The following is a 17,869-nucleotide window of genomic DNA, read 5'->3' as shown; positions in this document are numbered from 1 at the left end:
GTATAGGGAACGATCAGGAACCCGGGCGCACCAGTCCGGACTCGTAGGCGAACACCACCGCGTGCACCCGGTCGCGCAGCCGCAGCTTGCCGAGGATCCGCCCGACGTGCGTCTTCACCGTCGTCTCGCCGATGTACAGCTTCGCCGCGATCTCGCCGTTCGAGAGCCCGCGCGCGATGAGCCCCAGCACGTCCTTCTCGCGCTCGGTCAACGCGCCGAGCCGGGCGGTGTCCACCGGGTCGCGCTCGTCGGCGAGGTACCGGTCGAGCAGCCGCCGCGTGACCGACGGCGAGACCATCGAGTCGCCCCGCAGCACTCCGCGGATCGCCACGAGCATCTCCTCCGACGGCGCGTCCTTCACCAGGAACCCGCTGGCCCCGCCGCGCAACGCCGCGTACGCGTACTCGTCGAGGTCGAAGGTCGTGATGATCAGGACGCGCACGTCCGGCAGCTCGGCGCAGATCCGCGCGGTCGCCGCGACGCCGTCGAGCACCGGCATCCGGACGTCCATCAGCACCAGGTCGGGCCGCAGCTCCCGGGCCAGGGCCACGGCCTCCTCACCGTTGGCTGCCTCTCCGGCGACTTCGAGATCGTCCTGGCTTTCGACGATCATCCGCAGGCCGACGCGGACCAGCTGCTGGTCGTCGCAGAGCAGGATCCGGGTGGTCACGGCCCGACCACCAGGCTCGCGCACACGCGGTACCCGCCGTCGGGAAGCGGTCCGGTGGTCAGTTCGCCGCGGTACATCTCGACGCGCTGGCGCATCCCGGTCAGCCCGCGCCCGGACGACGGCAGGACGGGGGACGGCGACGCGCGGCCGCCGGTGTTCGTCACCTCGATCCGGATCCGCGGTGGCTCGAAGGCGACGCGGACGCGGCCGGTCGCGTCCGCCGGGGCGTGCTTGATCATGTTGGTCAGTGCCTCCTGGACGATCCGGTACGCCTGCAGCGCGGCGCTCGCGGGCAGCCCGCCCGGGTCGCCGGTGACGTCGAGCGCGACGTCCCGCCCGGACTGCTCGACGAGGTCGCGCAGTTCGTCGAGCGTCGGCTGCGGACTGCGCGCCGCCTGGCCGGCGTGCAGCACTTCGAGGAGCCGCCGCAGTTCGGCCAGCGCGTCACGGCCCGTGTGGACGATCGTGTCGAGCGTGCGGTCGACGGCTTCGGGATCGCGGTGCCGGGCCAGCTTCGCGCCTTCGGCGTTCAGCACGATCACGCTCATGCTGTGCGCGACGACGTCGTGCAGCTCGCGCGCGATCCGGGTGCGCTCCTCCGCGACCGCGGCCCGCGACTGGGCTTCGCCGAGTTTCTCCTCTTCCGCGGTCAGCTGTTCCTTGGCGCGGAAGAACTCCCCGAGCGCCCACGCCGCGATGTGCAGCGGCCAGATGCCGACGATGGTGATCGTCGGGTTGTCGGTGTAGGTCCCCCAGAGGAAGCCCCACTGCCAGCCGAGCGCGAAGACCGCCACGGCGATCACCGCGGCGAACCGCCGGTCGCCCAGCTTCACCAGGTTGAACAGCACGACCGCCATGGCCAGTTCGGTGCGGCCGCGGTCGTACGCCCAGATCTCGTTGAAGTACACGCACGCGGCCCCGGCGATGATCAGCACCGCGGCCGTGCGCGGGAACCGCCGCCGCACGACCACCGGCAGCACGAAGACCATCGAGAGCGCGCGAACCGGCCAGGGGGTCTCCCCGGCCCAGTTCGGCGCGAGGAACAGGAACACCGCGTACAGCGGGAGATCCACTGTCCACCGGTGTCCGCGCACCCACTTCACGAGTCGTTCCACGCCACCGAACGTAACGCGGCGGCCCGGCCCGCGTCGTCATCACTTCGGTCCGGTCGTGTCCTCCCGAAGGAGGACACGACCGGTCGATCCGACGGATTCGCGGCCACCCCCGCCGTTCCTACCGTCGGGGTCATGTCGATCACCAGTGAATTCCTCCGCCACCCGCTGCTGACGGGTGCGATCGCGCCCAGCTCGCCGCGGCTGGCCGAACCGATGACGGCGGGCCTCGGCCTGGAACGCGCGACGCGCGTCGCCGAGCTCGGCCCGGGCACCGGCGTCTTCACCGAAGCGGTCCTCGCGCTGCTTCGCCCCGAAGCGCACCTGACCGCCGTCGAGATCAACCCGCGCTTCGCCGACGCGCTGCGCAAGCGCTTTCCCCAGGTGGAAGTCGTCACCGGTTCCGCCGAACACCTCGACCAGGCCGGCGTCGACGTCGTCGTCTCCGGGCTGCCGTGGACGGCGATGACCGCGGCCCGGCAGCACCGCATCCTCGACGCGGTCGTCGCGGCACTGGCCCCGAACGGCCGGTTCACGACGTTCGCGTACGCCCACACGGCCTGGACCCCGCCCGCGCGCCGCTTCGCCGCTTCACTGCGAAGCCGTTTCGCGGTCGTTGAGCGCACTCCGGTCGTCTGGGGCAACCTGCCGCCCGCGTTCGTCTACCGCGCGGCGCTCCCGGTCGCGGTGGGGAGGGCCCGGCGTGGACAGCCTGCTGCGGCCGCTGCTTGACGCGCCCCCGGCGGTCGTCTACCTGGTCTGCGCGCTGGTGATCGCGGCGGAAACCGCGCTGCTGCCGGGCATCGTGCTCCCGACGCTGTCGACGTTGCTGCTGATGGGTTTCCTCGCCGAGCGCGGCACGCTCGACTTCGGGCTCGCTTTGACGGTGGCGGTCGCGGCGGCCGTCCTCGGCGACCAGCTCGCCTACCTCGAAGGACGGCGCTGGGGGCCGAGGCTCGCGCGGCGCGTCGGCCGGCAGCGGTGGGACCGCGCGGAGTCCGTGCTCGCGCGGTACGGCGTCCCGGCGGTGATCGCCGGCCGCTGCCTGGTGGGGTTGCGGACGCTGGTGCCGCGCGTCGCGGGCTCGGCGGCCATGCCGTACCGCCGGTTCGCGGCGGGCAGCGTGGCGGCGGCGGTGCTGTGGGCGGGCGCGGAACTGCTGGTGGGTCACACGACGGCGCTGGTGCTCTGAAGCCGTTCCGCGGTCTCGGCGTCCGCGGGCAGGAACGTCTCCAGCTTCAGCTCCGAGACCGTCACGTCCGCCGCCGTCGCGAACGTCGTGATCGCCGTGATCAGCCGCAGCTCGCCGGCCGAACTGGCCAGCCGGACCGGCACCGCGAACCCGAGGTGCTCCGGGCCCGGCGCGGCCGCCGGCGGCAGGTACCCCGCCAGCTCCGCGAGCTGGGCGGCCAGCCGCTCGTCCGGGATGCGGGCCAGGTCGTTGCGGAGGCGTTCGAGGATGTGCCGCGCCCAGTCGTCCAGGTTGCGCACGCGCGGCGCCATCCCGCGCGGGTGCAGCGCGAGCCGCAGCGTGTCGACCGGTGCTTCGAGGAGTTCCGGCGCGACACCCTCGGTGAGCAGCGAGAAGGCGTCGTTCTTCGCGACCAGCACGCCGTAGCGGTCGACGACGATCGCGGGGTAGGGGCGGTGGCCGTCGAGCAACCGCCGCAGCCCGTCGAGCACCGGCCGGATCGCCGGGTCGTCGAGCCGCGTCTCGGGGTACGACGGCGCGAAACCCGCGGCGTGCAGCAGGCCGTTGCGCTCGCGCAGCGGCAGTTCGAGCGACTCGGCGACGCGCAGCACCATGCCGCGGCCGGGGAGTGAGCGCCCGCTCTCCATGAAGCTCACGTGCCGCTGCGTCGTCCCGGCCCGCAACGCCAGGTCGAGCTGGCTGAGGTGCCGCCGCGTGCGCCAGTCCTTGAGCGCCGTTCCGAAGTTCACGCGTCCATCCTGCTCGCCCGCGCCATTCCCCGTGGGGAATTGAGGGCATACCCCGGTTCCGCGACGCTGCGGCCATGACGAAATACGGCTTGGTCGTCCCGACCTACCAGCCCATCCTCGACGCCGGGCGGACCGCGCCCGAGCTGGTCGGCGTCGCCGTCGAAGCGGAACGCCTCGGTCTCGACTCGGTGTGGGTCGGCGACACCCTCGCGCGCGCCCCGCTGGACGCGTTCACCATGCTGAGCGCCTTCGCCGCCCGGACCTCCCGGGTGTCCTTGGGGACGTCCGCGCTGCTCCCGGCGTTGCGGGACCCGGTGCTCTCGGCGAACCAGCTGCTGTCCCTCGACCTGCTCAGCGAAGGTCGCCTCACGGTGGCGGTCGGCGCGGGGTTCGCGGGGCGCAGCGAGCCCGAATTCGCGTTCGTGGGGGTGCCGTGGGAGCGGCGGCGGGCCCGCCTGGACGACATCGTGGGCCTGTGGCGGGCGGCCTGGCGCGGCGAGTCGTCGTTCCACGGCGAGGTGCTGGACTACGACTCACTGCCCGCGTTCCCCTTGCCCGCGCGGGACGGCGGCCCGCCGGTGTGGCTGGCGGCGTACACGCCGGGGGCGCTGGAGCGGGTCGGCCGGCTCTACGACGGCTGGCTGCCGTACCCGCCGGACCCCGCGGACTACGGGTCCGGCCTGGCCCGGATCCGCGCACGGGCGACGCGCCCGGTGACGCCGGCGTTGTTCGCGACGGTCCTGGTCGAGGACGACCCGGTGCGGGGCCGCGAACTGCTGGAGGAGTACTGCCTGCGCAACTACGGGATGCCGGCCGACTTCGTCCAGGGCATCCAGATGCAGGTGACCGGGAGCGCCGCGGAGGTCGCTTCGCGGCTGCGGGAGTACGAAGGCGCGGAGCACGTTCTGCTGCGGATCGCGAGCACCGACCCGAAGGTGTTCGACGGGCAGCTGAGCAGGGTCGCGGAGGTGGCGGAACTGCTGCGCGACCAGCCGTGATCGGAAACTTGTCGGGGGTGGCACGTAGGCTGGGATCGTGACCGAAGCTCCACTGTCCGGACTCCTCACCGCCATACTTCCCGACCCGGCCCTGCGCGGCGTGGTCGAGCGCGCCGGCGCGCCGCTGCTCGAACTGCAGGGCCCGATCGCCGCCCGGCAGCTCGTCGCGGCCGCCCTCGCGGCGGACGAGGGCGCGGGCAAACCCGTGCTCGCCGTCACCGCCACCGGCCGCGAGGCCGACGAGCTGACCGCGTCGCTCGGCGGCCTGCTCGGCGCGCGGAGCGTAGCCGACTTCCCGAGCTGGGAGACGCTCCCGCACGAGCGGCTCTCGCCCCGCGCGGACACCGTCGGCCGCCGGCTGGAGGTGCTGCACCGGCTCAAGACCGGGGACGACTCCCTGCGCGTCGTCGTCGCGACCGTCCGCAGCTTGATCCAGCCGATGGCGCCCGGCCTCGGCTCGCTCGAGCCGATCGACCTCGTCGTCGGCGAGGAGGAGCCGTTCGAGGACCTGCTCGAACGGCTCGTCGAGCTGGCCTACACCCGCGTCGACATGGTCGAGAAGCGCGGCGAGTTCGCCGTCCGCGGCGGCATCCTCGACCTGTTCGGGCCGACCGCGCAGCACCCCGTCCGCGTCGAGTTCTGGGGCGACGAGGTCAGCGAGATCCGCGCGTTCGCCGTCTCCGACCAGCGGTCGCTGCCCGGCGAGATCCCGCGCGTCACCGCGCCGCCGTGCCGCGAGCTGCTGCTCACGCCGCCGGTCAAGGAAAAGGCCGCGGAGCTGGCGAAGACGTACGAAGCGGACGCGCACCTGGCCGAAATGCTCACCAAGCTGGCCGACGGCATCCCGGTCGAAGGCATGGAGGCGCTCATCCCGGTCCTCTGCGAAGGCGAGCTGGAGCTGCTCACCGACGCGATGCCGGTCGGTGCGCACGTGCTGCTCACCGACCCGGAGAAGATCCGCGCCCGCGCCGCCGACCTCGTCCGCACCGGCCAGGAGTTCCTCGAAGCGTCCTGGACGACGGCCGCGGCGGGCGGCCAGGCCCCGATCGACCTCGGCGCGTCCGCCTACCGCGGGCTCGACGAGATCGCGTCGCACGCGCAGGACACCAAGCGCGCGTGGTGGACGCTCACCCAGCTGACCAGCGAAGACCCCGACGTATACCGCGTTTCCGTCGAAGCCGCGCCGGCGTACCGCGGCGAGCTGGAACGCGCGACGACGGATCTGCGCGCGCACGTCGCGTCGGGTGGCACCGCGGTGCTCGTCGTCGCCGGCCACGGCACCGCGGCGCGCGCGGTCGAGCAGTTCTCGGCCGCCGACGTCCCGGCCACGCTGGCGGGCGAAGGCCTGGAGAGCGTGCCGGCGCCGGGCGTCGTCACGGTCACCTGCGGTGGCCTCACCGACGGCTTCATCTCCCCGGAGCGCGCCCTGGTCGTGCTCACCGAGGCGGACCTGACCGGCCGCGGCTCCGGTGCCGGAACGTCCACAAAGGACCTCACGACCAAGATGCCGTCCCGGCGGCGCAACGCCGTCGACCCGCTGGCGTTGAAGGCCGGCGACTACGTCGTGCACGAGCAGCACGGCATCGGCCGGTTCGTCGAGATGGTGCAGCGGACGGTCGCCGGCGCCACCCGCGAGTACCTGCTGCTGGAGTACGGCTCGTCCAAGCGCGGGCACCCGGGCGACCGGCTGTTCGTGCCGACCGACCAGCTCGACGAGGTGTCCAAGTACGTCGGCGGCGAGCTGCCGACGCTGAACAAGCTCGGCGGCTCCGACTGGAAGAACACCAAGGCCAGGGCCAAGAAGGCGGTCAAGGAGATCGCCGCCGAGCTCGTGCAGCTGTACGCCGCGCGGCAGGCCGCCCCCGGCCACGCGTTCGGCCAGGACACGCCGTGGCAGGGCGAGCTGGAGGACGCCTTCCCGTTCACCGAGACCAACGACCAGCTCGCCGCGATCGACGAGGTCAAGTCCGACATGGAACGCGGCGTCCCGATGGACCGCGTGATCTGCGGCGACGTCGGCTACGGCAAGACGGAGATCGCCGTCCGCGCCGCGTTCAAGGCGGTGCAGGACGGCAAGCAGGTCGCGGTCCTCGTCCCGACGACGCTGCTCGCCCAGCAGCACCTGAACACCTTCCAGGAGCGGATGCGCTCGTTCCCGGTGACGATCAAGGGCCTGTCCCGGTTCACGAACAAGACCGAGTCGGACCTCATCCTGGAGCAGCTCGCGGCCGGCGAGGTCGACATCGTGATCGGCACGCACCGCCTGCTGCAGACCGGGATCCGCTACAAGGACCTCGGTCTCGTGATCGTCGACGAGGAGCAGCGCTTCGGCGTCGAGCACAAGGAGCACATCAAGGCGCTGCGCACGCACGTCGACGTGCTCACCATGTCGGCGACCCCGATCCCGCGCACCCTGGAGATGTCGCTGGCCGGCATCCGCGAGATGTCCACGATCCTCACCCCGCCCGAGGACCGGCACCCGATCCTGACGTACGTCGGCGCGTACGACGACAAGCAGGTCGGCGCGGCCATCCGGCGCGAGCTGCTGCGCGACGGCCAGGTCTTCTACGTCCACAACCGCGTCTCCTCGATCGAGAAGGCGGCGCGGCACATCCGGGAGCTGGTGCCGGAGGCGCGCGTCGTCACCGCGCACGGCCAGATGAACGAGGACAAGCTCGAGAAGATCATCCAGGGCTTCTGGGAGAACGAGTACGACGTCCTGGTGTGCACCACGATCGTCGAGACCGGGCTGGACATCTCGAACGCGAACACGCTGCTGGTCGAGCGCGGTGACCTGCTCGGGCTGGCCCAGCTGCACCAGCTGCGCGGCCGGGTCGGCCGTGGCCGCGACCGCGGGTACGCGTACTTCCTGTACCCGCCGGAGGCTCCGCTGACGGAGACGGCCCACGACCGGCTGGCGACGATCGCCCAGAACACCGAGCTGGGCGCGGGCATGGCGGTCGCGATGAAGGACCTCGAGATCCGCGGCGCGGGCAACATCCTGGGCGCGGAGCAGTCGGGGCACATCGCGGGTGTCGGCTTCGACCTTTACGTGCGGTTGGTCGGCGAAGCGGTCGACGCGTTCCGGCGGCACGCGGGCGCGGAGCCGGCGGAGGACGAGGAGATGGCCGACGTCCGCGTCGACCTCCCGATCGACGCCCACCTCCCGCACGACTACGTCCCGGGCGAGCGGCTGCGGCTGGAGGCGTACCGCAAGATCGCGGCGGCGCCGGACACCGAAGGCCTCGACGCGGTGCGCGAAGAGCTGATCGACCGCTACGGCCAGCCGCCGGCCGCGGTGAACCGGCTGCTGGCGGTGGCGAAGTTCCGCCACACGTGCCGAGAGGCGGGCGTGACGGAGGTGGCGGTCCAGGGCAACACCATCCGGTTCGCGCCGCTGCCGCTGGCCGATTCGCAGCTGGTGCGCCTCAAGCGGCTGTACCCGAAGGCGACGTTCAAGGCCGTGACGAACACGGTGTCGGTGCCGAAGCCGACCGAGGGCCCGGCGGGCGGCCGGATCGGCGCGCCGACGTTGCGGGACGAGGAACTCCTGGACTGGTGCACGAAGCTGCTGCTGCAGCTCACGAAGAAACCGGCCGCGGTCTAGCGGAAGTACGTGAAGGCCACCGCGAGGAACGACGAGTTCCTCGCGGTGGCCTTCACGAATCCCGGGTCAGCCGACTTCGCTGAACATCGGCGGGTGCGCTTGCGCCAGTCCCATCCGCACCTGCTCTTCCGGCACCGGCACCGCGCCGGCGCCCGCCATCGGCAGCGGCCGGGGTTTCCGCGGCATCCGCGACCCCGAACCCCCGCCGCGCCCCGGGTACACCAGCAGTCCGCGGGCCGGATCCGGAACCGCGTCCAACGCCGCCGTCACCACCGGCAGGCTCCGGAACGCGTCCCGCCGTTCTTCGCTCCCGAACTCGATCTCGAGCACCACACCCCACCGGTGCTCGTGCCACACCCACTGCTCGGCGCCGTTCGTCAGCGCCGCTTCCGCGAGTGCGTCACCGTAGGCGAGCCGCCACGTCGTGGCCGTGTGCTCACCGTCGAAGACTTCGATGGTCAGCCAATGGTCCATAAGTCGACATTACGGCCGCCGACACCCCATGGGTGTTGCGGTTCGGCACCGATGGTGTGAGAGGGTATGCGTTGTGATGCGGATCATGGGGCGCCCTCGCGCGCTGGTCGCGGTCGTTGCCGGTGCTCTTCTGCTCGCCGGGTGCGGTGCGGGCCCCAGCCAGGTCGGCAGCGCCGTCATCGTCGGCGACCGGTCGGTTTCGCTCGACTCGGTCCAGTCGATGATCGACCAGGCCGTCCGCGAACACCCGTACGCGAAGAAGCTCGCCGGTGAGCACAAGCTCGACCTGCTGGGCCGCGAGATCGTCCGGCAGACCGTCCTGCACGAGCTGACCCTGCGCGCCACCAAGCAGGAGAACCTCGTCGCGGACCAGGCGAAGATCGCCGGGCTGGCCGCGCAGGTGACCGCGGCCCCGGTCACCGACACCGGGCAGGGCGACCAGGTCGCCGTCACGCAGATCGTCTCGAAGCTGCGCGACCGCAACGAGGTCGCGAGCGACGTCGTCCTGGAGCAGCAGCTCGCCCAGAAGACGCTGTCGAAGCTGTCCGTCGGCGCCGACTACATCGGCATCAAGGCGACCGCGGACGACGACCGGGCGGCCCGCACCCGCGCCTTCGACCTCGCCAAGGAAATCGCCGACGACCCCGGCAAGGTCCAGGGGGTCATCCAGCAGGCGCAGAAGGACGCCCAGCTCGCCCAGCAGGCCCAGCAAACCGGGATGCCCGCCCCGGAGAGCGAGTACTCCGCCGGCCAGACGGCCGAGCTCTTCGGTGCCGCGCAGTACCCCGGCCTCGCGCAGACCGCGCTCTTCGGTTCCGAGAAGAACAGCGTCGTCGTCTTCCAGGCGCAGAAGCCGCAGAGCCCGGACTGGTTCGTCTTCGTCATCCGCGCCCGCGGCACCGACCAGGCCGTGCCGGCCGACCAGGAGGCGCAGAAGCCGACGGACGCGCAGCTGACGTCCATCGGCACCCGGCTGCTGCAGCCGTACCTCGGGCAGAGCGGACTGCGCGTCAACCCGCGTTACGGCGTGTGGGATGTTGTGGGCATGAACCTCGTGCCGAACTCCGACGCCACCCAGGGCATCGTGCTGCCCGTGCGCGGTGCCGCTCCCGCGCAGCAGTGACCACGGGTGTCGTCGTGGTCGTCCGCGGGACGACGCTGCCCGGCGCGGCACTGAAGATCCTTCGTGAGTCGTCCGCGGTCTACGCGGCCACGGACGTCGACCCCGCCGCGTTCGGGGTCCCGGCCGTCACCGAGGCGCCTTCGCTGAGGGACGTCGTGCTGCTCGCCGGTTCCCGCGACGAGCCCGCCGCGTCGCTGCTCATCGCGACCGGCGCGGTCGTCATCGAGACGCCGGTGCCGCCCCTGGTCGAGGCCGCCGACGTGATGGACCGGCTCCGCTCGCCGGGCGGCTGCCCGTGGGACGCGGTCCAGACGCACGAATCGCTGCGGCAGTACCTGGTCGAGGAAACCTACGAACTGCTCGACGCCATCGAGGACGGCGACCGCGAGGCGCTGCGCGAGGAACTCGGCGACGTCCTCCTGCAGGTGCTGTTCCACGCGCGTGTCGCGGCCGAAGACCCCGCCGACCCGTTCGGCATCGACGACGTCGCCGCCGCGCTCGTCGCGAAGCTGATCGGGCGGCACCCGCACGTGTTCGCCGACGCGGACAAGGTGCACACGGTCGAGCACCAGAACCTCAAGTGGGAAGAGCTGAAGCAGCGCGAGAAGCAACGCAAGTCCATTGTGGACGGCGTGGCGCTCGGGCAGCCCGCCGTCGCGCTGGCGGGCAAGCTGGGGCAGCGCTCCGGCCGGGCGGGCATCCCGCTCGACCTCTTCCCCGAAGGGTCGGGAACCGCCGCCCAGCTGTTCCGCATCGCGGCCACGGCGCGGCGCGCGGGCGTCGACCCCGAAGGCGAGTTGCGGGCGCTGGCGAAGCAGTTCGCGCAGGACGTCCGGGCTGCCGAGCAGGCCGCCCGCGACGCCGGGCTGGAGCCGACGACCCTCGAGGCCGACGGCTGGCGGAAGTTCTGGCCCGCCCGTTCGGTGTGACGCAGCACACATCCGGGTGAGAACCGTTTCCGATCACCGGGCGTCTTGCCTGGTGTGAGACACCTGCCACTGGACAGCGCGGACGAGGAGCACCTCGTCCGGCGCACGGCCAAGGGCGACCGCGCGGCGTTCGAGGAGCTCTACCGCCGCACGTCGCCCTGGCTCGCCGTGCGCCTGCGCCGCCGGTGCGCGGACGACCAGATCGTCGCCGAGGTCATGCAGGAGACGTACCTGGCGGTCTGGCGGGCGGCGGGTTCGTTCGCGGGGGCCGTCACCGGCGGGAGCGCGGTCGGCTGGGTGTGGACGATCGCGGCGCGCCGGCTGGTCGACGCGTTCCGCCGTCGCGCGCACCACGCGCAGCCGCCGCCGGCGATCGCGTTCGACTGCGCGCCGGTGGCGGCGGCCGAAGACGAGGCGCTGTCGGTGGCGCTGGGCGACGAGATCGGCGACGCGCTGCGCGACCTCGCGCCCGAACTGCGGGCGGTCCTGCAGGCGATGGTGCTCGACGGGCTGACCGTCCGCGAAACCGCCGTCCTGCTGGGACTGCCGGAAGGAACCGTCAAGACCCGCGCTCGCCGGGCGCGGATCGCGATGCGGGAGGCACTGTCATGAACCACGCGCCGGACCGGCTCATCGCCGTGTACGTGACGGGCGGCGACCTCCCGGGTGACCAGCTGTGGGGCCTGGAGGCCCACCTCGAGAGCTGCCGGGTGTGCCGGGCGAAGGTCGCCGAGGTCGCGCCCGTCCAGCCGGTGGTGGACGTCGTCTGGAACCGGCTCGCGCCCGAGATCGAGTTCCGGCTGTCGGGCGTCCCGTTCCACGGGCCGCCCGTGCCGAAGCCGCGGCCCCGGCGGCGGCGCAGGTGGCGGTGGCTCGACACCTGGGTCACGCCGGCGATGGCGCCGTGGCTGGCGATGATCGTGGCGGTCACCCTGGTCGCGGTGCTGCTCGACGGCGTCTGGCACGCGGTGGTCGACGTGCCGGCGGTGCAGCTCTTCGCCCCGGTGCTGCCGGTGCTCGGGGTCGCGGCGTCGTGGGCGCGGGGGCTCGACCCGGCGTACGAGGTCGTCGCCGCGACGCCGCGGGCGGGGCTCTACCTGGTCGCCCGGCGGACGGTGGCGGTGCTCGCCGTCGTCCTGCCGGTGCTCGGCGTCGCCGGGTGGCTGGCCGGCACCGCGCCGGCGCTCTGGCTGCTGCCGAGCCTGGCGTTCACCACCGGCACGCTCGCGCTCGGCGGGGTGATCGGGGTCAGCCGGGCGGCGTACGCGCTCATCGCGGTGTGGGTGGCGATCGTCGTGCTGCCCGCGTTCGTCCAGCGGGGACAAGCGTTTGCGCTCACCACCGGCGCCTTGCCGGTGTGGGCGGGGATCTTCGCGCTGACCACGGTGGTCGTCGCCCTGCACCGGGCGGCGTACACCAGGCTCGGCGCGCACCACTAGGGAGGAAGACATGCGGGCAGTGGGGGCCGCCGAGGTCGCACCGGCGACCTACGCCTGGGAGATCCAGGCGCAGGGGCTGAGGGTGCGGGTAGGGCGGCGGAAGATGGCCGTGGACGGGCTGGACCTGTCCCTCGGCCAGGGGGTGCACGGTCTGCTCGGGCCCAACGGCGCGGGCAAGACGACCCTGATCAGGGCACTCGCGACGGTGCTCCGGCCGGCGGACGGCAGCCTGACGCTGCTCGGCACGCAAGCGGGCGGGCACACCGGCCAGCGCGCTCTGCGCCGGCGGATCGGCTACCTGCCGCAGAACTTCGGCTACTACAAGCGGTTCACGGTGCGGGAGTTCGTCGAGTACCTGGCGTGGCTCAAGGAGATGTCCAAAGAGGACATCCCGGGCGCGGTCCAGCGCGCGATCGAGCGCGTCGGGCTGGCCGACCGCGCCGACGACCGCATGAAGACCCTGTCCGGCGGCATGGTCCGGCGGGTGGGGATCGCCCAGGCGATCGTCAACGACCCGGACATCCTCCTGCTCGACGAGCCGACGGCGGGCCTCGACCCGGCGCAGCGCGTGCGGTTCCGGGAACTGGTGCAGGAACTCGGCCGCGACTCGTGCGTGCTGATTTCGACGCACCTGGTGGAAGACGTCGCGACGGCGTGCACGGACGTGGTGCTGTTCGCCGGGGGAAAGCTGGTGTTCCAGGGGACACCGGGCGAGCTGGCCGAAGCGGGGACGCTGGAGCACGTCGGCGACAGCCCGATCGAGCGCGGCTATTCGGCTTTGCTGAACCACGAACCGGGCACGGGGGCGTGGTGATGGTCCTCCGCACCGAACTCCGCCGCTCCATCGCGCCCTGGGCCGGGCTCGCGCTCGTCGTCGTCGCGCTCGGGTTTCTCTTCCTGCTCTCCGGTCCGTGGTGGAAGGCGCCCGCGCCGTGGACCGCGCACAGCACCACCACCGCGTTGTGGCTTCGGTTCCTGCTGGTCTTCCTCTGGCCCGTCGTCGTCGGGGCCGGTGCCATCCAGGGCATGCGCGACAGCCGGTCGGGCGTGGTCGAGTTGCTCGCCACCACTTCGCGGCCCGGGTGGCAGCGGGCGGCGAAACTGGCCGGGGCCGTCGGTGGGTTGAGCGTGGCCGGGTTCCTGGTCGTGTTCGCCGTCGGGGCCGTCGAAATCCTCGCGCACGACGGGTTCTTCTCGCTCGGCTTCATGCCGGTGCTGCTCGTCGGGTCGCTCGGGGTCCTCGCGGGCAGCTGGCTCGGGCTGGCGGTCGGGCGGCTGCTGCCGCACCCGCTGGCCGCGCCCGGGGCGGCCGTGCTGGCGTTCGTCCTGACGATCCTCTGCTGGATGTCGCTCGAGACCGGGGTGGATCCGGTGCTCCCCGCCCGTGTGGGTCCGCTGGCGCCGACGCTCGCGGAGCCGCGCGGCCAGATGGTGACGACGACGGTGTCGCTCGACCTCGGGCAGGCCGCGTGGTTCCTCGGCTTGGCCGTGACCGCGTTCCTGCTGCTGTCCGCGCGTTCGGTGCGGGCGCGGCTGCTCAGCCTGCTGCCGCTGGTCGCCGGGGTCGCTGTGGCGTTGCCGTTGTTCCCGGCGGTGCCCGCCGACGCGCTCACCATCGACGGCGTCGCCGGCCGGCAGGTCTGCGACGGGCCGATCTGCGTGTCCGAACTGCACCGGGAGCGGCTGGCCGCGCTGGACCGGCCCGGCCGTGAAGCGCTCGCGATGCTGGCGAAACTGCCCGATCCGCCGGCCCGGATCGAAGAACAAGTCGCGGCGCCCTCGGTGACCGGGCCGGGGCCGCGTGATCCGCACGTGGTCTACCTGGACTTCCAGCGCAACGACGTCCTGCTCACGGCGGGCGCCGGCGACCTGCGGCTGGCCGTCCTGTCCGGGGCCGGCGTGCCCAGCTGCCTGCGGCCGAGCGTCGGCAGCCTGCCGGACCAGGCCGCCCGGGCGATCGCGGCGGCCTACTTCACCGGAAAGCTCGAACCGCTGCCCGAATACACCCGGAATTGGTTCAAGCGGGAATTCCCGGCCGTCGAACAGGTGTGGGCGAAGTTCCGCGCCCTGCCACCCGAAGTGCAAGCCACCCGGATCGCCGCGCTGCGGCGATCGCTGCTGACCTGCGAGGGCGAACCGCTCGACACACTCGTCCCCGGAGCGCTCCGATGAGGTGGGCCGCGCTGTACGCCCGCTCGCGCCAGCTGCCGGCGGCGGCCGCGGCGCTGCTCGTGGTGACGTCCGGGGTGTGGTTGCTCGGGCGGGACTCCTGGAGCGTGATCCCGGCGGTCGTGACGCTGACGGCGGGCGTCGCGGTGGCGGCGATCGGCCTGAGCGGGCAGGACGCCGACCTCGACCGGGCGGCGGCCCTCCCGTGGCCGCTGCGGCGGTTCGCGCACCTCGCGCTGATCGGCGTGGCCACCGGGGCGCTGGTGGCCGGCGTGCAGGAGCTGGGGCCGGGGGCGGTCGACCTGTCGATCGTCACCCGGGACGCGGCGGGGCTGGCCGGGCTGGCGGGACTGGCCGCCACGGTCGCGGGCGGGCAGTTCGGCTGGACGCTGCCGCTGGCCTGGTGCGCGATCAGCCCGCTCGTCCCGCCGGACGACACGACGGCCACCCGCGTCACGGCGTGGCTGCTGCAACCCCCGGGAACACCGGCGGCCACCTGGACGGCGGTAGTGCTCGCGGTCACCGGTGCGGTGGCATACACGGGCTGGGGAGGGCGTCGCTGAAGGACCCCGGAAGAGTGAATGGAGGAAAACCAACTCCCTCCATGTTAAACGTATATCGCACTGGGGGGCTTGCCGCAAGACCCCGGTCATCCCGCAAAATCGTCGCCCTGAGCCGGAAAACCCCGGCTCGGGGGATCAAACGGGGGTTTTGCGAGTGCGTGTTCTGCTGTCTACGTACGGGTCGCGCGGGGACGTCGAACCGATGGCGGGGTTCGGGGTGGCGCTGCGGGCCCAGGGCGCCGAGGTGCGGGTGTGCGCCCCGCCCGACGAGGACTTCGCCCGGCGGCTGGCCGAGGCCGGGGTGGAGTTCGTGCCGTACGGGCCGTCGGCCAAGGCGCTGACCAAGGCGGCGCCCGGGCGGTCGTCCCTGCCCGAGCGCGCCGCGCAGCTGATCGCGGCCCAGTTCGACGTCGTGGCCGCGGCGGCCGAGGGGTGCGACGTGGTCGTGGCGACCGGGTTGCTGCCGACCATGGCCGGCGCGCTGTCGGTCGCGGAGAAGCTGGGCATCCCGTCGGTGGTCGTGACCTTCCAGAAGGTCGTCCTGCCGTCCCCGCACCACGCGCCGCTGGCGTACCCGGGCAAGCCGTTCCCGGCGGGGGTCACCGACAACCGGGTGCTGTGGGAGCACGACGCCGAAAACGTGAACGCGCTCTTCGGCGAGGCGCTCGACACCAACCGCGTCGCGAACGGGTTGCCGCCGGTCGGTGACGTCCGCGGGTACGTCTTCCGGAACCCGATCTGGCTGGCCACGGACCCGGTGCTGGACCCGTGGGAGGCGGTGCCCGGGCTCGACGTCCGGCAGACCGGCGCGTGGGTCGTGCCGGACGAGCGGCCGCTCCCGGCCGCGCTGGAGGAGTTCCTGGCCGCCGGTGAGCCGCCGGTGTACGTCGGCTTCGGGAGCATGCCGATGGCCGCGGCGGCGGACGTCGCCCAGGTCGCGGTCGAGGCGGTCCGGGCGCAGGGGCGCCGCGTGGTCGTCTCGCGCGGCTGGGCCGACCTGGACCTGCTCGACGACGGCGACGACTGCTTCGTCGTCGGGGAGGTCAACCACCAGGAGCTGTTCGGCCGGGTCGCGGCCGTCGTGCACCACGGTGGGGCGGGGACCACGATGACCGCGACGCGGGCCGGCGCGGCCCAGGTCGTGGTGCCGCAGGCGACGGACCAGCCGTACTGGGCGAGCCGGGTGGCCGGGCTGGGTGCCGGGGTCGCCCACGACGGTCCGGTGCCGACCGTCGCTTCGCTGTCCGCCGCGCTCGAGACGGCCTTGGCGCCGTCGACCCGGGCGCGGGCGGCCGCGGTGGCCGCCACGATCCGCGCCGACGGCGCCGAAGTGGCCGCGGCGCTGCTGCTCGGCAGCCGCGAAACCCAGCCCGCCTGAACCAGCTTCGACGAACAGGGGAGATTCATGATCGACGTGATCGTGGCCGGCGGCGGCCCGACCGGCACGATGCTGGCCGCGGAACTGCGGCTGCACGGCGTGCGGGTGCTCGTGCTGGAGCGCGAACCCGAGCCGGTGAAGGAGGTGCGGTCGCTCGGCCTGCACGTGCGCAGCATCGAGGTGATGGCCCAGCGCGGCCTGCTGGACCGCTTCCTCGCCGAAGGCAAGCAGTTCCAGATGGCCGGGTACTTCGCCGGCATCGACAAGCCGTGGCCGGAACGGCTGGACAGCGCGCACGCGTACGTCCTCGGCATCCCGCAGCCGGTCACCCAGCGGCTGCTGACCGAGCACGCCGTCGAAGCCGGCGCCGAGATCCGGCCCGGTGCCGAGGTGGTGGGGCTGAGCCAGGACGACGAGGGCGTCACCGTCGAGCTGGCCGGGGGTGAGCGGCTGCGGGCGCGCTACGTCGTCGGCTGCGACGGCGGGCGCAGCACCGTCCGGAAGCTGCTCGGCATCGGGTTCCCCGGCGAGCCCGCCCGGCACGAGACGCTGCTCGGCGAGATGGAGGTGACCGCGCCGGCGGAGGAGGTGGCCGCCATCGTGACCGAGATCCGCAAGACGGAGAAGTTCTTCGGGCTCGGCCCGCTCGGCCAAACGGGGCGGTACCGGGTGCTCGTGCCCGCCGCGCAGGTGAGCGAAGACCGTTCGGTCCCGCCGACCCTCGAGGAGTTCAGGCAGCAGCTGCGCGTGTACGCGGGCACCGACTTCGGCGTGCACTCGCCGCTGTGGCTGTCCCGCTTCGGCGACGCGACGAGGCTCGCCGAGCGCTACCGGGACGGCCGCGTCTTCCTCGCGGGCGACGCGGCGCACATCCACCCGCCGCTGGGCGGGCAGGGCCTCAACCTCGGGCTCCAGGACGCGCTGAACCTCGGCTGGAAGCTGGCCGCCGAGCTCGGCGGGTGGGCCCCGGCCGGGCTGCTCGACACCTACCAGGCCGAACGGCACCCGGTGGCCGCCGACGTGCTGGACAACACCCGGGCCCAGGGCGAGCTGATGCGGCCCGACGCCGGGCCGCAGGCCGTGCGCCGGCTGCTGGCGAAGCTGATGGACTTCGAGGAGGTCAACCGGTACCTGATCGGGCGGATCGTCGGGATCGAGATCCGCTACGACTTCGGCGACGAGCACGACCTGGCCGGACGGCGGCTGCGGGACCTCACCCTGAAGCAGGGGCGCCTGTACGACCTGATGCACGGCGGCCGCGGGCTGCTGCTCGACCAGACCGGGAGCCTGTCGGTGGCCGGCTGGGCGGACCGGGTCGACCACGTCGTGGACGTCAGCGAAGAGCTGGACGTGTCCGCGGTGCTCGTGCGGCCGGACGGCCACGTCGCCTGGGTGGGCGAAGACCAGGAACAACTGCGGGACCGGCTGGCGCGGTGGTTCGGCGCGCCGGCCGAGGCGTGAGGGGA

General features: G+C 72.9%; 17 protein-coding genes. 13 read left to right on the top strand and 4 right to left on the bottom strand.

Going from position 1 to position 17,869, the window contains the following annotated elements; all coding sequences use genetic code 11:
• Positions 1 to 13: 13 nt before the first annotated feature.
• Both AB5J73_RS06035 and AB5J73_RS06030 read right to left on the bottom strand, forming a co-directional pair.
• A complete protein-coding gene (locus AB5J73_RS06035; RefSeq protein ID WP_370968715.1) occupies positions 14 to 670 on the bottom strand; it encodes a response regulator in 657 nt (218 codons plus the stop codon).
• Complete coding sequence (locus tag AB5J73_RS06030) at positions 667 to 1,785, bottom strand: sensor histidine kinase (protein WP_370968714.1); 1,119 nt, start codon at positions 1,783 to 1,785, stop codon at positions 667 to 669. Before AB5J73_RS06030 ends, AB5J73_RS06035 begins: the two co-directional genes overlap by 4 nt.
• 132 nt (positions 1,786 to 1,917) lie before the next feature.
• On the opposite strand from AB5J73_RS06030, the gene AB5J73_RS06025 reads away from it, so the two are divergent.
• Complete coding sequence (locus AB5J73_RS06025) at positions 1,918 to 2,514, top strand: class I SAM-dependent methyltransferase (RefSeq protein WP_370968713.1); 597 nt, start codon at positions 1,918 to 1,920, stop codon at positions 2,512 to 2,514.
• Positions 2,486 to 2,974 carry a DedA family protein gene (locus AB5J73_RS06020; protein WP_370968712.1) on the top strand — a complete coding sequence of 163 codons (489 nt, stop codon included), beginning with the start codon at positions 2,486 to 2,488 and terminating at the stop codon, positions 2,972 to 2,974. Before AB5J73_RS06025 ends, AB5J73_RS06020 begins: the two co-directional genes overlap by 29 nt.
• Here AB5J73_RS06020 and AB5J73_RS06015 read toward each other — a convergent pair.
• The gene (locus AB5J73_RS06015; RefSeq protein WP_370968711.1) at positions 2,950 to 3,723 is read right to left on the bottom strand and encodes a helix-turn-helix domain-containing protein; all 774 of its coding nucleotides are present in this window, start codon (positions 3,721 to 3,723) and stop codon (positions 2,950 to 2,952) included. The genes AB5J73_RS06020 and AB5J73_RS06015 overlap by 25 nt on opposite strands.
• Before the next feature lie 74 nt (positions 3,724 to 3,797).
• On the opposite strand from AB5J73_RS06015, the gene AB5J73_RS06010 reads away from it, so the two are divergent.
• Positions 3,798 to 4,721: an LLM class flavin-dependent oxidoreductase gene (locus AB5J73_RS06010; RefSeq protein ID WP_370968710.1), complete on the top strand. Its 924-nt coding sequence runs from the start codon at positions 3,798 to 3,800 to the stop codon at positions 4,719 to 4,721.
• Between the two features lie 52 nt (positions 4,722 to 4,773).
• The gene (gene mfd / locus AB5J73_RS06005) at positions 4,774 to 8,328 is read left to right on the top strand and encodes a transcription-repair coupling factor (RefSeq protein WP_370972957.1); all 3,555 of its coding nucleotides are present in this window, start codon (positions 4,774 to 4,776) and stop codon (positions 8,326 to 8,328) included.
• A 66-nt stretch (positions 8,329 to 8,394) separates the two neighbouring features.
• Here the strand turns inward: mfd and AB5J73_RS06000 are convergent, their stop codons facing one another.
• Positions 8,395 to 8,802 carry a hypothetical protein gene (locus AB5J73_RS06000; protein WP_370968709.1) on the bottom strand — a complete coding sequence of 136 codons (408 nt, stop codon included), beginning with the start codon at positions 8,800 to 8,802 and terminating at the stop codon, positions 8,395 to 8,397.
• Positions 8,803 to 8,887: 85 nt separating this feature from the next.
• Here AB5J73_RS06000 and AB5J73_RS05995 point away from each other — a divergent pair, with 85 nt between their 5' ends.
• From AB5J73_RS05995 to rox, 9 genes are all read left to right on the top strand, one after another.
• The gene (locus AB5J73_RS05995) at positions 8,888 to 9,925 is read left to right on the top strand and encodes a hypothetical protein (protein WP_370968708.1); all 1,038 of its coding nucleotides are present in this window, start codon (positions 8,888 to 8,890) and stop codon (positions 9,923 to 9,925) included.
• Positions 9,922 to 10,854, top strand: coding sequence for a MazG family protein (locus AB5J73_RS05990; RefSeq protein WP_370968707.1), 933 nt, complete (start codon positions 9,922 to 9,924; stop codon positions 10,852 to 10,854). Before AB5J73_RS05995 ends, AB5J73_RS05990 begins: the two co-directional genes overlap by 4 nt.
• A 54-nt stretch (positions 10,855 to 10,908) precedes the next feature.
• Complete coding sequence (locus tag AB5J73_RS05985) at positions 10,909 to 11,466, top strand: RNA polymerase sigma factor (RefSeq protein ID WP_370968706.1); 558 nt, start codon at positions 10,909 to 10,911, stop codon at positions 11,464 to 11,466.
• A complete protein-coding gene (locus tag AB5J73_RS05980; RefSeq protein ID WP_370968705.1) occupies positions 11,463 to 12,293 on the top strand; it encodes a zf-HC2 domain-containing protein in 831 nt (276 codons plus the stop codon). The genes AB5J73_RS05985 and AB5J73_RS05980 overlap by 4 nt, the downstream gene beginning before the upstream one ends.
• 10 nt (positions 12,294 to 12,303) lie before the next feature.
• A complete protein-coding gene (locus AB5J73_RS05975) occupies positions 12,304 to 13,107 on the top strand; it encodes an ABC transporter ATP-binding protein (protein ID WP_370968704.1) in 804 nt (267 codons plus the stop codon).
• A complete protein-coding gene (locus tag AB5J73_RS05970) occupies positions 13,107 to 14,465 on the top strand; it encodes a hypothetical protein (protein WP_370968703.1) in 1,359 nt (452 codons plus the stop codon). The genes AB5J73_RS05975 and AB5J73_RS05970 overlap by 1 nt, the downstream gene beginning before the upstream one ends.
• The gene (locus AB5J73_RS05965) at positions 14,462 to 15,025 is read left to right on the top strand and encodes a hypothetical protein (RefSeq protein WP_370968702.1); all 564 of its coding nucleotides are present in this window, start codon (positions 14,462 to 14,464) and stop codon (positions 15,023 to 15,025) included. Before AB5J73_RS05970 ends, AB5J73_RS05965 begins: the two co-directional genes overlap by 4 nt.
• A 154-nt stretch (positions 15,026 to 15,179) precedes the next feature.
• Positions 15,180 to 16,403 (top strand): glycosyltransferase, encoded by a 1,224-nt coding sequence (locus AB5J73_RS05960; protein WP_370968701.1) that lies wholly within the window; start codon positions 15,180 to 15,182, stop codon positions 16,401 to 16,403.
• Between the two features lie 27 nt (positions 16,404 to 16,430).
• A complete protein-coding gene (gene rox / locus AB5J73_RS05955) occupies positions 16,431 to 17,864 on the top strand; it encodes a rifampin monooxygenase (RefSeq protein ID WP_370968700.1) in 1,434 nt (477 codons plus the stop codon).
• The last annotated feature ends 5 nt before the right edge of the window (positions 17,865 to 17,869 follow it).

This window comes from Amycolatopsis sp. cg9, from assembly GCF_041346945.1.
Classification (GTDB): domain Bacteria; phylum Actinomycetota; class Actinomycetes; order Mycobacteriales; family Pseudonocardiaceae; genus Amycolatopsis.
This window is presented reverse-complemented; position numbering and strand designations above follow the sequence as displayed.

Bases quoted from the DNA above. Each gene is read 5' to 3' on its own strand.
- AB5J73_RS06025 (WP_370968713.1), top strand. From the start codon at position 1,918: ATGTCGATCACCAGTGAATTCCTCCGCCACCCGCTGCTGACGGGTGCG.
- AB5J73_RS06010 (WP_370968710.1), top strand. From the start codon at position 3,798: ATGACGAAATACGGCTTGGTCGTCCCGACCTACCAGCCCATCCTCGAC.
- AB5J73_RS06000 (WP_370968709.1), bottom strand. From the start codon at position 8,802: ATGGACCATTGGCTGACCATCGAAGTCTTCGACGGTGAGCACACGGCC.
- AB5J73_RS05995 (WP_370968708.1), top strand. From the start codon at position 8,888: ATGGGGCGCCCTCGCGCGCTGGTCGCGGTCGTTGCCGGTGCTCTTCTG.
- AB5J73_RS05980 (WP_370968705.1), top strand. From the start codon at position 11,463: ATGAACCACGCGCCGGACCGGCTCATCGCCGTGTACGTGACGGGCGGC.
- AB5J73_RS05975 (WP_370968704.1), top strand. From the start codon at position 12,304: ATGCGGGCAGTGGGGGCCGCCGAGGTCGCACCGGCGACCTACGCCTGG.
- AB5J73_RS05970 (WP_370968703.1), top strand. From the start codon at position 13,107: ATGGTCCTCCGCACCGAACTCCGCCGCTCCATCGCGCCCTGGGCCGGG.
- AB5J73_RS05965 (WP_370968702.1), top strand. From the start codon at position 14,462: ATGAGGTGGGCCGCGCTGTACGCCCGCTCGCGCCAGCTGCCGGCGGCG.
- rox (WP_370968700.1), top strand. From the start codon at position 16,431: ATGATCGACGTGATCGTGGCCGGCGGCGGCCCGACCGGCACGATGCTG.